Annotated in this window: 15 protein-coding genes; 6 read left to right on the forward strand and 9 right to left on the reverse strand. The window is 36.2% G+C overall.

Features of this window, described 5'->3' with window-relative positions:
* The first annotated feature begins 116 nt into the window (after window positions 1-116).
* The 3 genes from idi to ACFSR8_RS12905 all read left to right on the forward strand — a co-directional run bounded on the left by idi (window position 117) and on the right by ACFSR8_RS12905 (window position 1,489).
* Window positions 117-644 carry an isopentenyl-diphosphate Delta-isomerase gene (gene idi / locus ACFSR8_RS12895; RefSeq protein ID WP_380292653.1) on the forward strand — a complete coding sequence of 176 codons (528 nt, stop codon included), beginning with the start codon at window positions 117-119 and terminating at the stop codon, window positions 642-644.
* Complete coding sequence (locus tag ACFSR8_RS12900; protein WP_380292655.1) at window positions 641-1,051, forward strand: 6-pyruvoyl trahydropterin synthase family protein; 411 nt, start codon at window positions 641-643, stop codon at window positions 1,049-1,051. The genes idi and ACFSR8_RS12900 overlap by 4 nt, the downstream gene beginning before the upstream one ends.
* A gap of 171 nt (window positions 1,052-1,222) precedes the next feature.
* A complete protein-coding gene (locus ACFSR8_RS12905) occupies window positions 1,223-1,489 on the forward strand; it encodes a hypothetical protein (RefSeq protein ID WP_380292657.1) in 267 nt (88 codons plus the stop codon).
* A 55-nt stretch (window positions 1,490-1,544) separates the two neighbouring features.
* On the opposite strand, the gene ACFSR8_RS12910 is transcribed toward ACFSR8_RS12905, so the two are convergent.
* Complete coding sequence (locus tag ACFSR8_RS12910; protein ID WP_380292659.1) at window positions 1,545-2,240, reverse strand: DUF4369 domain-containing protein; 696 nt, start codon at window positions 2,238-2,240, stop codon at window positions 1,545-1,547.
* A 50-nt stretch (window positions 2,241-2,290) separates the two neighbouring features.
* The gene (locus ACFSR8_RS12915) at window positions 2,291-3,595 is read right to left on the reverse strand and encodes a DUF819 family protein (protein WP_380292681.1); all 1,305 of its coding nucleotides are present in this window, start codon (window positions 3,593-3,595) and stop codon (window positions 2,291-2,293) included.
* Between the two features lie 528 nt (window positions 3,596-4,123).
* Between ACFSR8_RS12915 and ACFSR8_RS12920 the strand changes: the two genes are divergently transcribed.
* Window positions 4,124-4,789 carry a M15 family metallopeptidase gene (locus ACFSR8_RS12920; RefSeq protein ID WP_380292661.1) on the forward strand — a complete coding sequence of 222 codons (666 nt, stop codon included), beginning with the start codon at window positions 4,124-4,126 and terminating at the stop codon, window positions 4,787-4,789.
* A gap of 59 nt (window positions 4,790-4,848) precedes the next feature.
* Here ACFSR8_RS12920 and ACFSR8_RS12925 read toward each other — a convergent pair whose 3' ends face one another.
* Complete coding sequence (locus ACFSR8_RS12925; RefSeq protein WP_380292663.1) at window positions 4,849-5,187, reverse strand: DUF6249 domain-containing protein; 339 nt, start codon at window positions 5,185-5,187, stop codon at window positions 4,849-4,851.
* Between the two features lie 128 nt (window positions 5,188-5,315).
* On the opposite strand from ACFSR8_RS12925, the gene ACFSR8_RS12930 reads away from it, so the two are divergent.
* Together ACFSR8_RS12930 and ACFSR8_RS12935 are read left to right on the forward strand one after the other, a co-directional pair.
* Window positions 5,316-5,903, forward strand: a complete 588-nt coding sequence (locus ACFSR8_RS12930; protein ID WP_380292665.1) for an RNA polymerase sigma factor — start codon at window positions 5,316-5,318, stop codon at window positions 5,901-5,903.
* Window positions 5,884-6,297: a hypothetical protein gene (locus tag ACFSR8_RS12935; protein WP_380292667.1), complete on the forward strand. Its 414-nt coding sequence runs from the start codon at window positions 5,884-5,886 to the stop codon at window positions 6,295-6,297. Before ACFSR8_RS12930 ends, ACFSR8_RS12935 begins: the two co-directional genes overlap by 20 nt.
* Window positions 6,298-6,306: 9 nt before the next feature.
* On the opposite strand, the gene ACFSR8_RS12940 is transcribed toward ACFSR8_RS12935, so the two are convergent.
* The 6 genes from ACFSR8_RS12940 to ACFSR8_RS12965 form a co-directional block, all read right to left on the reverse strand.
* Entirely contained in the window at window positions 6,307-6,813 is a 507-nt protein-coding gene (locus tag ACFSR8_RS12940; RefSeq protein ID WP_380292669.1) for a cupin domain-containing protein, read from the reverse strand.
* 159 nt (window positions 6,814-6,972) lie between these two features.
* Entirely contained in the window at window positions 6,973-8,127 is a 1,155-nt protein-coding gene (locus ACFSR8_RS12945) for an iron-containing alcohol dehydrogenase (RefSeq protein ID WP_380292671.1), read from the reverse strand.
* A gap of 278 nt (window positions 8,128-8,405) precedes the next feature.
* A complete protein-coding gene (locus tag ACFSR8_RS12950) occupies window positions 8,406-9,041 on the reverse strand; it encodes an MOSC domain-containing protein (protein ID WP_380292673.1) in 636 nt (211 codons plus the stop codon).
* A gap of 121 nt (window positions 9,042-9,162) precedes the next feature.
* A complete protein-coding gene (locus ACFSR8_RS12955) occupies window positions 9,163-10,218 on the reverse strand; it encodes a DUF3179 domain-containing (seleno)protein (protein ID WP_380292675.1) in 1,056 nt (351 codons plus the stop codon).
* A 1-nt stretch (window position 10,219) separates the two neighbouring features.
* Window positions 10,220-10,807, reverse strand: coding sequence for a TetR/AcrR family transcriptional regulator (locus ACFSR8_RS12960; RefSeq protein ID WP_380292677.1), 588 nt, complete (start codon window positions 10,805-10,807; stop codon window positions 10,220-10,222).
* 509 nt (window positions 10,808-11,316) lie between these two features.
* The coding region (locus ACFSR8_RS12965) for a hypothetical protein (protein ID WP_380292679.1) at window positions 11,317-11,757 on the reverse strand (441 nt) is incomplete at its 5' end.

The following is an 11,757-nucleotide window of genomic DNA, read 5'->3' on the forward strand; positions in this document are numbered from 1 at the left end:
CTAAGGGCCCAGGATAATAATATCTCAAATTAACGAAGAAATGATTTGTTTTTTACCTCAGTTCTTCTTAAAACTGGAGAAAGCAAGTAATATTTTGTTCGTATTTTTGCTAAACTATGAAAGAAGAACAAGTAATTCTGGTCAATGAGCAAGATGAGCAAATTGGCCTGATGCCCAAAATGGAAGCGCATGAAAAAGCGGTGCTGCACCGTGCTTTTTCAGTATTTATATTTAATGATGCTAATGAATTGATGTTGCAACAAAGGGCTTTGGACAAATACCATTCTCCAGGGTTGTGGACCAACACCTGCTGTAGCCATCAACGAGACGGGGAAAGCAATATCGAGGCTGGAAAACGTAGATTGCAGGAGGAGATGGGTTTTGTAACGGATTTGGAAGAATCCATTTCATTCATATATAAGGCCCCTTTTGACAATGGGTTGACAGAGCATGAATACGACCATGTTTTATTGGGAAAATACAATGGGAAACCAATAATGAATAAAGACGAAGTGGCCGACTGGAAATGGATGTCGATAGATGATGTAAAAGTTGATATAGCCCTTAACCCAGAAAATTATACAGCATGGTTTAAGGTGATTTTTGAAAAATTCTACGAACATATTAATATCGGAGCCAAATGAAAGTAAAAGTGAGCAGAAAGGCCCATTTTAATGCAGCGCATCGCTTGTATCGCAAGGATTGGGATTTTGAAAAGAACGATGCCGTTTTTGGGAAGTGTAATAATCCCAACTTTCATGGGCATAATTATGAACTGATTGTAAGTGTGACTGGAAAAATTGATCCGGACACTGGTTATGTGATAGATATGAAAGTGTTAAAAGACATCATTAAAGCAGAGGTGGAGGTGGCTTTTGATCATAAAAATTTAAATTTGGAAGTTCCAGAATTCAAGGATTTGAATCCGACAGCTGAAAACATCGCAGTGGTGATTTATAACAAGATCAAGCCTAAGTTGGATAGCAAACTAGAGCTCGAAATTACACTTTACGAAACACCGAGGAATTTCGTTACCTATTTTGGGGAATAAGTTGCTTTAGGGCTTAGTTTATATTGTTACATTTTTAATGACCACTTTCCTTGAAAATTATCTATTTTCTTTCTTAACAAATGTTCATAACTCGTTTATTAATCATGAAGTTATACGAATATTCATGTAGATATATTATATAAATTTGTTAGAAACCTAAATAAAAAAGAAATGGCAAGTGTAAGAGATTTAAAGAAAGATATCAATTTTGTATTAGGCGATATCATCGAAGCGGTATACGTTTGGGAATACCAAAATACAGATAAGGACACCAAAAAGAGTGAAGCTATAATCGATGAGGCTATCGAAGTTTTTGACGAATTAATTGCTAAGGTAAATGACAGAAAGATTGAGGACAAAGGAGCACACTTTAAAGCAATAAATAAGGAACTTGAAGAAAAAGGCAAGGCGCTTATTGATAAAGTTAATAAGCTTTAAAAGATAAACACCTTTTATTATATACACCTCAAAACATCTGTTTTGAGGTGTTTTTTTATTCTTTTGCTTTTATTTCAGTAATAAAATCCTGAAGTCTTTTGCCATATTTAGAAGCTTTGATTTCAGGAGTTAGTGAATTATTGATGGTATCCAACCACTTTACTTTAGCATTGTAAATTTCAGAAAGTGCCAGGAAGGGAGCCACTTCACTATCCTTATGGTTTAAAGCAAAGTTTACAGTTTGAAGATATCCACTTTTTATTATGTTTTGACGCAGTTTGGCAATTGAATCCGCTTTTAAGATATCTCCCTCTTTTTGTGCTTCAAGGCTCTCCTTTATCAAGTCTAGGTTGCGATTGTTTAATCTGGACATCAATTTTTTGTAGTCTTCATAAATTTTTTGATGTTCTGAACCTTTGATTTCGGCATCGCCCACAAAGTTTTTTAAAGTAGTGCTAATTTCCACAGTACCCTTGTCAGCGAAAAACTCAATGCGATCCTCTTCTTTTGAATTTTTATCCAAATAGATATAGAATAAATCCGGCTCCTCCAAATCACTGTAAAGGTCAAATTTGGAGTTGCCATTCACCGGAACGGAATCCACGGTGACCAATGCTGTGTCAATGATTCGTTTTAAGTAAACGGTGCCTTTTTTTAACCCATCAATATTGGCCTTTACAATTAAATGAGAATTTGATTTTGAGCAGGAAAAGCCCAAAACACACAAAATTAAGACTAGAAATTTCTTCATCAGAATTCAAAATTAACGCGGGCAAATATCATATAAATATTAGTGAAATGCTAACCGCCAGAGGCAATTTTCATAAGTTCGGCACATAGCATGGCACCGTAAGTACCCACCACGTAACCGAATACTGCTAAAAGCACACCAACTGTAGCCAGTGACGGGTGGAATGCAGCCGCAACAACTGGGGCAGAAGCGGCTCCGCCAATATTGGCTTTACTGCCTATGGCCAAAAAGAAATAGGGCGCCTTAAGGACTTTAGCCACAAAAACTAATAGTGCTACGTGAATGGCCATCCAAACCAATCCAACAAAAATTAATCCGGGGTTATCTGCAATTCTGGTCAAATCCATTTTCATCCCGATACTTGCAACAAGAATGTAAATAAACACGCTTCCAATTTTACTCGCGCCAGCGCCCTCATAAGTTTTGAATTTGGTGAAAGACAGGAAAATGCCAATAGCGGTAGCCAAGGTAATCATCCAAAAGAATTGACTTCCAAAAGAAGATAGTGCCGATGATTTATCCCTCACAGCTTCAAAATTAGTGGTCAAGAAATCGGAAATATTATTAGCCCCAAAATGTGATAAGCCAACTACGGTAAAGGCAATGCCCAAAATTACCATAAAGTCACTGAGCGTGGGATTCTTTGAAATTTTAGCGGCATACGTAGAAACCCGTTCTTTTAAGGTTTCTATAGCGCTATTATCTGCCTTTAGCCAGTTATCTATTTTATCAGATTTACCAATACCCAATAACAGGATAGCCATCCAAATATTAGCCACCACAATATCCACAATTACCATGCCTGCGTAATTACCTGTATTGTACCCATAAATTTCCAGCATGGCGGCCTGATTTGCGCCGCCACCAATCCAACTTCCAGCTAATGTGGCTAGTCCCCGCCATACTGCATCGGGGCCAGCACCTCCAACCGTTTCAGGAGATACCACCGAAATCAATAGAATGGCCAAGGGACCTCCAATAATAACGCCGGCTGTCCCTGTTAAAAACATGATCAGTGCTTTTGGCCCAAGATTAAATATCGCCTTTAAATCAATACTCAAGGTCATCAATACCAGGGCAGCGGGCAACAAAAACCTACTGGCGATGTAGTAAATTTGGGAATGATGTTCGATAACTTTACCTGAAGCATCAGTAGTTGTCCACTCTGGGGCAATGACCCCAAAAGTAGTTAATGCCCCGGGTAGCATATAAGCCATCAGTAAAGCAGGTATGTATTTATAAAACTTTTTCCAAAAGGGGTGCGAGCTGGACGAAGTAAAGAATACAAAACCTAATGTCAACATTACTAGCCCAAAGGCGATGGTATCTTCTATAAATATTGGTGCTTCCATTATTTTTTATATTTAAAAAAACCTAAGATAAATAAAATTTGAAAAGTAGTATTTTGAGTTTGGCACGATGCTTGTAACTTGTTAAACGATTACACTTCTAATGATATAGTTTAAGGAGTGGTTACTTTAAACTTAAGAAATGTAATTTCATATTTTGGTTGGTTAGTTAGAAAAAAAGCACCCATCTCGGGTGCTTTTTTTATATCTCATGATTAAAGAAAACATGTATTTCATCGATAAAATAATCGTATTCGACGAAGTGTGTTAAAGAAATATGTATTTCATCGATTTTTTATGTTTTTTATCGTTATAAATCAAATACGTTTTTATATTTGACTCGTACTAAATAACACACTTTTTAGTTCAATGGATTAATTAATTAATATTTGCGTTATGTTGTTGATGTGGAGACCCCAAATCTAGCACATAATATAAAAGCAAATTAAGAAAAGACCGAGTTTGAGGGAACTCGGTTTTTTTGTGGACTAAACTTTAGCAGCTCTTTTTTTTTTTAAATTAGCTTTCAACTTTATGAAGGCATTTTTATCTATTTTACCATTCTTTCTCTGCAGTTTGATTCATGCGCAGTTACCCGATGGCTTTGTTTATGTAAATGATGAAATTCCAGATGTTTTAGTGGAATTAAAGTATTATAGTGCAAATAATTTTGTTGGTGAACCTGTTGATGGTTATCATAATAACTGTTTGATTTTGACCAAAGCAACCGTTGATGCTCTAAAAAAAGTACAGGCAGAGTTGAAACAGAAAAACCTATGCATAAAGGTATTCGACGGTTATCGCCCCCAGCGTGCCGTAAACCATTTTATACGATGGGCCAGGGATTTGAAAGACACAATTAACAAAACAAGATTTTATCCAGAAGTTAAAAAAAGAAATCTATTCAAGGCTGGTTATATATCCTCTCATTCGGGCCACTCCAAAGGCAGTACGGTGGATTTAACAATCGTTGACTGTACAACAAAAACCGAACTGGACATGGGTAGTATTTTTGATTTTTTCGGAGAACGGTCTTGGGTGAGTTATGAAAATATTTCTGAGGAACAGAAAAAAAACCGACAATTACTTCAAACGGTTATGATAAAATATGGCTTTAGGAATTACTCAAAAGAATGGTGGCACTTTACCCTGCGCTTTGAGCCTTTTCCCAATACTTATTTTGATTTTCCCGTGGAATAAAAAAACCTGCTCATTGTCTTCGAACAGGTTTTATTTTTTTGATTGATGAAGATCGAAGCTTACGATTTATCTAAATCCTTACTCATTTTAAACCCAATGAATAGTGCTATTCCGGCCGTCAGGAAGATGGAGCCTGGGTAAACAGCTTCGCCTAAATTGGTATATTCATCAAGGATTGAGGCGATAAAAACACCAAGTCCAATTCCCATTAATAAAACCGAAAGATTTAGTAAAATAACCTTCCACATGGGTGTTCTGTTACTTATGCCTTTCATAAAAATACTCGCATCCGCCCCTTTTTCGATAAGGGCTAAGCGCTCTTTATTTCTGGTTGACAGAAATAGATAGACTACTCCGAACATGGCGGCGAATAAACTAAGTGGGATTAAGATTTCCATAATTATTTCGTTTTAATTGATTAACTTATTGTTTGTGCTTATGACGAGACCATTTAAGTTTTGGTTACAACTTTTTTTATTTTTTTCTGGATGTAACCTTTCTTTATAAATTGTCGTCTTACGTAAAAATGACCATCAACGACCAACATTATATAGATTTGACCATTGCAGGCGATACCAATGCATTTGCAATACTGGTGGAACGTTATAAAGATTTGGTGTTTACTTTGTGCCTTCGGATGCTTAAAAATAGGGAGGAAGCAGAGGAAGTTGCCCAAGATACGTTTGTAAAAGCATATAAATCGATAAATAAATTCAAGGGAAATTCGAAATTTTCAACATGGATATACAAAGTGTGCTACAACTCTTGTTTGGATAATTTAAAGAAGAATAGGAAGTATTTAAATAACATACCTATAAACGAATTTACGGCTCATGAGGTGAAAACAATCGACAATGCATTAGACGATCTGGAACAGCAGGAACGTAATAAGTCCATTCAGGATTGTATCGGATTATTGCCGAATGAAGATGCATTTTTATTGACCCTATATTATTTTGAAGAATTATCTTTAGACGAGATATCCAAAGTTTTGGGCCTAAAGGCAAATCATATCAAAGTGAAACTATTTAGAAGCCGAAAAAAGTTGGCTCATATTTTAAGAAAGAAATTGGATCCAGAAATATTGGAAAGTTATGAAAGCGCAGGAGAATAAACATTTAGATAAGCTAGCAAAGCGGATTATTAAGGAAGGTGCATTGGAATCTCCATCTTTAAACTTTGTGGATAATGTAATGCTTCAGGTTGACGAACTATCAGTAACCAAGGCTACAACTTATAAACCATTAATCCCCTGGAAAACTTGGGTGGGCATATTAATTACCATAGCCATATGTGTCATACTGATTTTTATGTTCGGTAATCCCGAGGAGGGCACCGTTTTTTTGAATAAATTTAATATTGGTGATTTTTCAGATGAGAGGTTATTTAAAAGCTTTTTTGAGGTCAATCTGTCCAAAATAGTTATTTATGCATTGGTTTTTTTCGGGATAATGCTAAGCTTTCAAATGTCTTTTTTAAAGTATTATTACGATAAAAAAGTTGAATAAAATTATAGCTTAGGTTCGGGTAAGCTTGGCTATGACTTCCATATGTTCTGGGAACCGTTCGATCAATACATTTTGTGAAGGCATATCAAAATCATGAAAATCAAATCCTGGGGAAACCGTGCAACCTGCTAGTGCATAACTGTCGGCTTCAATAACTTCAACTGCAAAATAATATTTGGCGGGCACTACAAATTGCGGGACTTCACCTTTTTCCAAATTATTGCCAATTTCAACTTTTGAATACACACCTTCTTCTGAAATCATGTGAAGTAACAGCGGACTTCCTTTGTAAAAATGCCACATTTCATCTTGCTTAATCCTATGGAAAGCCGAAAAAGCATCCGAAGTCAACAAAAAATAAATAGCCGTACAATAATTTCTGTCACCGGTAAAAGAATTACCTAAATTTTCATTATAAATTATACCCTCACTGCGATAGGTTTCCTTAAAATGACCACCTTCGGGATGCGGATTCAAACCTAAAGCCTCTATAATGTGTTGCACCTGCTCAGTCATATTTAAACCAATTTATCTACAAATACGATGGCGTAATATACTAATTCCTAATCTACTGTTTTAATTGAAGAGAAAATGCCAAATACTGAAGCAAATTCAATACTTGGCATTCTAGGGAATTAATGTTTTTTAGAAAGTTGAATACACTTCTTTACAAAACTACATGGCCGCCTTGTATATGGCGATGGTGTCCTCTAGGGTTACCTCTCTTGGGTTACCACCGGTACACACATCTGCCAATGCATTTGTAGCCATTTCTTCAAAATCTTCCTCTTTAACCCCAATTTCTTTTAGGCCAGCGGGTATGCCCACAGATTTAGAAAGTGCTTTTATGGCCTCGATTGCGGCGTTTGCGCCCTGTGTATCGCTCATTTCTAATACGCCAACGCCCATAGCCCTTGCAACTTTTTTTAGTTTATGCGCGCAGGCCGGAATGTTAAATTGCTCAACATGAGGCAGTAAAATGGCATTAGCTACGCCATGTGGCAAGTCATACATACCTCCTAATTGGTGGGCCATGGAATGCACAAATCCCAGACCTGCGTTTGAAAATGCTTGTCCGGCTATAAATTGACCCCAAGCCATTTTGCTCCTCGCTTCAAGGTCTTTGCCGTCAACCACCGCTTTTTCAAGACTTTGTGAAATTAATTTAATGGCTTCCAAAGCCAAGGCGTCGGACCATCCAAAGGCACCTTTGGTAACGTATGTTTCTATAGCATGCGTAAGGGCGTCCATTCCTGTGGCGGCTGTCAAATCTGCTGGCTTGCCCAGCATTAGCTTAGGATCGTTTACGGCAATTGAAACTAAACAGTTTTTATCTACCATTACCATTTTGATATGGCGCTTTTCATCGGTTATAACATAATTTATCGTTACCTCGCTTGCGGTACCTGCTGTAGTATTTATAGCTATAATGGGCAAGGAAGCATGTTCTGATAAGTGAATGCCCTCATAGTCTTCAATATTTCCTCCATTGGTGGCAAGGATACCGATTGCTTTACCACAATCCTGTGGGGACCCACCGCCAAGAGTCAGTATAAAATCGCAGTCATTTTCTTTTAATAACTTCAGGCCGTCATTTACATTTTTTACAGTTGGGTTTGGGTGCACATCGTCAAATAGTACCGTTTCGATATTAGATGATTTTACCACATCCAATACAGTTTGGGCCACTCCAATTTGTACCAAAACTTTATCTGTAACAAAAAGTGCTTTTTTATACGGGAGTGTTTTTAACTCTTCTCCTAAATCTTCTAAAGCTCCAGGGCCTATTAGGCTTAGCGGTGGTAAATATATTCTTCTGTTTTGTAACATTTTTGTAAATATTTTAAGATTATTTATACAGTTTTTTGCTAGTACAAATGACCAAAATATCGTGCTTTATTTTTATGATTTTTGTCACCTATTCATTGAATCTCAAAAATGTTTTTACCACCTCATTTAGTGCCAGTTTTTTAAGCAATATCCGGTATTAACTACTCGTGAGTTTGATGGTAGTATTAACAGAACTTTGTGGACTTTGTGAAAAAAAATGCTTAAGAAAAGACACCATTGATTTGAAGTGGTAGGTTTGAAAGGGCTACTTAACGCTATTACTTTAGAAAGCGTGATAGAACCAGCCTTTTGCGTTTTGGAAGAGCGTCATTTTCGACAATGAGTTTTATCAACTCGGAATTTTTCTCTTTGGCGAAAAGTTGATTGAATAGTTGCCATATGCTGAGGCTGTTCTTTGCTTTTTCTATTAATTCAATTTTATCGCCTGCTTTCACAAAGCCTTCTTCTAAAATGCGGACATAAGTGCCTGAATAGCCAAAGTCAATAAACTGTTGCAGGGCGTTTTGGCTGCCGAATTTTACCCCAAATTTAAAACAAGGCTCTCGGGGTTGGGTCACTTGGACTAGAGCTTCGCCAATTTTATAAATATTCCCAATATGGATGTCTTTTTCATTCAAACCTGAAACCGTCAGGTTTTCCCCAAACATACCCCATTCCCAATCTAAATTTGGGTACAGCTTTTTCCAATAGTTGTAATGGTCTGCCGAAAATAAGTAACAGGCCTTAAACTCTCCACCGTGTACTCTTTTATCTGAAACTTCATCATTTTGCACGCCTTGGTGGCCTAAAAAAATGGGGTGGCTTACAGGCTTTTTGTAGATGCCTGTTGTAACTTCCTTACCATTCCAGATGATGGTGATGGGGTTTGCTATATTGGTGGATAGGATTTTCAACTACTTCGTTTAACGACTCTGCATTAAGTTTGTTGCAATTTTCCATACTAAAAGTAAGCAAAATATTAACAACTCCGAGCTTGTGTATTTTTCCGAAGGCAAAATGAAGCAACAATAAAATTTATATTTTTTTAGGTGCTTTTTTCCATATTTCTGTATCCGGGTGAAATTCTTTCCATCCTAACCACCAATGCTTTTCTACAATTATTTCTTTATTCCCATTAATGTCAGAAGCAGTCAGGTAGTCACTTGTTTTATTGTACTCTAATTTGATTTTCTTGGTGCCGTAATCGTCCTTAAATTCACTTAAATCTTCAATTTCAGATTTAGGATATGCTTTAGAAATACCATTATAATCTATCCCGAATACAGTTTCTCTTACGGGTAAACCCGATAAGTCGGTAAAACCTGGAACCAATACTTTAGGAGTGATAAAATTGATTGCTTTTAACATGAATTCTCGAGAAACATAGCCCTTTCTTGCTTCAATACATTTAGTAGCAAAATAGGTTTTGGGATACTTTTTTTTCCATTCACCAAGGGTTGTATTTTCTCCTGACACCAAGGTTAATTGACTTCCTTTCATCTTGCCATAAATACACTCTCCTGTAGCCTGTTGCCATAAACTATGTGTCTTTGTATCATAAATAATCATATTCCTTCTCCAAACCCCTGCCACTTTAAAATACAAGTTTTGGTTATTCACTTGTGAATCAAATGCAAGTGCACTTCTACAGATTGCGCAATACGATATGAGTACGTGTTTGTCGTCAATCACATCATTGATAATATGTCTCGGGATAACCACTTTTTCTAATGGATAGGCTACTGCCAAGTGATCAATACTAATCCCTATTATTTTTGTGCTCTCAGGAATGTTGTTCGGTATGCCTTTTTCTACTTTTTTAATTTCAGGAAAAAAGAATTTCATATCGAAAAAAAATGAAAAAAGTAATAATAGTACGGTGATTGTACCAAACCAAATCAGTGTTATGCTAAAACTGTGGTTGTAAACTGCCAAAGCTAATAACCCTAAGGAAACGATGGTAAATAATAATCGTTTTTGTTCAAAATAAGAGAAAAACCAAAGAGCAAGTTTTAATTTTCCGAATACTGCCGTTTGCCGACCGAAAGCGATGGCTAATGCCAATAAAAGTGCTGTTATTGCCAATATCATATCATATATGTTTAGTTTTGCTATACTTCATTGTCAGGGCAGATTTCATTAAATCCGTGGGTATAACATCGCCCATTACCAGTACTTGGAACATTATTCCGTCAAGGGTGGCCATCAATAGATTGGCTTCGGCTTCATCAAAATTTGAATCTATTTTTTTAAGCGCGGTCTTTAACTTATTTACTTCTCCAATGTATTTTTTTGAAATCATTTTATTAATGAAATCAAATTTCCCTGTTTGAAGCCCCATTTGGGCCATCATTCGAATAACATTCTGTTTCTTGTCAATTAACTCAAAAAAACGTTCAATCGTGCTGATGATTTGGATTTCAGCACTCTGCTCTTTATCCGAAACAATAGTATTGTCTAAAATTTTAAAAGACCTGTGAATGATTTCGGTCAGTAACTCTTCTTTTGATTTGAAATAATTGTAAAGCAGTCCGTTAGAAATTTTGGCTCGTTCTGCTATTTGTCTGGTAGAGGTATTGAAGTACCCTTTAGAGGAGAATAGCTTAAGTGCAACATTAAGAATGTTTTCTTTGCTTGACTCTCGTATTTCTTCAAATTGTTTTTTTGATTTCGGACTCATACCTATTAATGATTGAACGCTTGCTCAAATATAGTAAATAGTTTTCAATGAGCGATTGGTTAGTGGTGTTCTTGGATTGACGATTTAATGGCAAACAATGTTTTCAGGGATTTGCGCCATTTTAATGGTTTATGTCCGACCTTAAAGAAAGTTCGGCATTTTACATGGTAAGGCCAAGTTTATAAAAACCAAAAAAACTACCCTGCACTCACAAAGTGGTCCAAGATTTATAGTGTGTCTCGTCCTAAAATAGCGTTACGCTAAACACCAAGTGTAATGAATAACAATTATACAAAGTGAACACTTGTTTGTCATTCCAAGTAATGGAGGTGGGGTTTGCTATGTTGGTGGAGAGGATTTTCAAGTGGTTCGTTTAACGTGTTTGTGTATGGCTCGTTGCGGAAAATCAGCTATGATTTTCCGCCGTAACCGAAAGATAGCAAATTGCAATGAATTCCGATTAGGAATTCAGCCGCAATGAGCTATACACGGTGTTGCCATTTCGTTGTTTAATATTCTTTACTTAACCAGTTTCCGACTGAAAAATCTGGTTTAAAACATTTAAAATCAACTGTAACTGTTTCGCTATTGTCAATTAATTTCAAAGTCAAATTACCTTTATAGAAACCCCAACTTTTATGTTTCAGCATAGTTCTTGTAACAACAACCTTTTTATTTCTATACTTTGTTTTTTCACAATCTTCCGTAATCCATCCCTCGGCTCCAGTTAGTTTGGGTTGATACATTCTCCACCAGTCATCATAAGCTTTCGGATAATAAAATTTAGATTCATTTATCGTTCTTTGTTTTTCAATTTCCGCAAGTTCCTTTTCTCTTTCAGATTGTCCAAAAGATTGTATTAAAGTAAATAGGATAAATATTATAAATACCCGTTGTGCATTATGATTTAAAAGAAAAAAGTTGTTCATCTTACTGATAATCAGTAAATT

Source organism: Hyunsoonleella rubra, from assembly GCF_042684665.1.
Taxonomy (GTDB): domain Bacteria; phylum Bacteroidota; class Bacteroidia; order Flavobacteriales; family Flavobacteriaceae; genus Jejuia; species Jejuia rubra.

Coding starts and splice junctions, on each gene's coding strand:
- ACFSR8_RS12940 (WP_380292669.1), bottom strand. CDS start 6,813: ATGACTGAGCAGGTGCAACACATTATAGAGGCTTTAGGTTTGAATCCG.
- ACFSR8_RS12905 (WP_380292657.1), top strand. CDS start 1,223: ATGGCAAGTGTAAGAGATTTAAAGAAAGATATCAATTTTGTATTAGGC.
- ACFSR8_RS12930 (WP_380292665.1), top strand. CDS start 5,316: ATGACCATCAACGACCAACATTATATAGATTTGACCATTGCAGGCGAT.
- ACFSR8_RS12910 (WP_380292659.1), bottom strand. CDS start 2,240: ATGAAGAAATTTCTAGTCTTAATTTTGTGTGTTTTGGGCTTTTCCTGC.
- ACFSR8_RS12920 (WP_380292661.1), top strand. CDS start 4,124: ATGAAGGCATTTTTATCTATTTTACCATTCTTTCTCTGCAGTTTGATT.
- ACFSR8_RS12935 (WP_380292667.1), top strand. CDS start 5,884: ATGAAAGCGCAGGAGAATAAACATTTAGATAAGCTAGCAAAGCGGATT.
- ACFSR8_RS12925 (WP_380292663.1), bottom strand. CDS start 5,187: ATGGAAATCTTAATCCCACTTAGTTTATTCGCCGCCATGTTCGGAGTA.
- ACFSR8_RS12960 (WP_380292677.1), bottom strand. CDS start 10,807: ATGAGTCCGAAATCAAAAAAACAATTTGAAGAAATACGAGAGTCAAGC.
- ACFSR8_RS12945 (WP_380292671.1), bottom strand. CDS start 8,127: ATGTTACAAAACAGAAGAATATATTTACCACCGCTAAGCCTAATAGGC.
- ACFSR8_RS12900 (WP_380292655.1), top strand. CDS start 641: ATGAAAGTAAAAGTGAGCAGAAAGGCCCATTTTAATGCAGCGCATCGC.
- idi (WP_380292653.1), top strand. CDS start 117: ATGAAAGAAGAACAAGTAATTCTGGTCAATGAGCAAGATGAGCAAATT.
- ACFSR8_RS12955 (WP_380292675.1), bottom strand. CDS start 10,218: ATGATATTGGCAATAACAGCACTTTTATTGGCATTAGCCATCGCTTTC.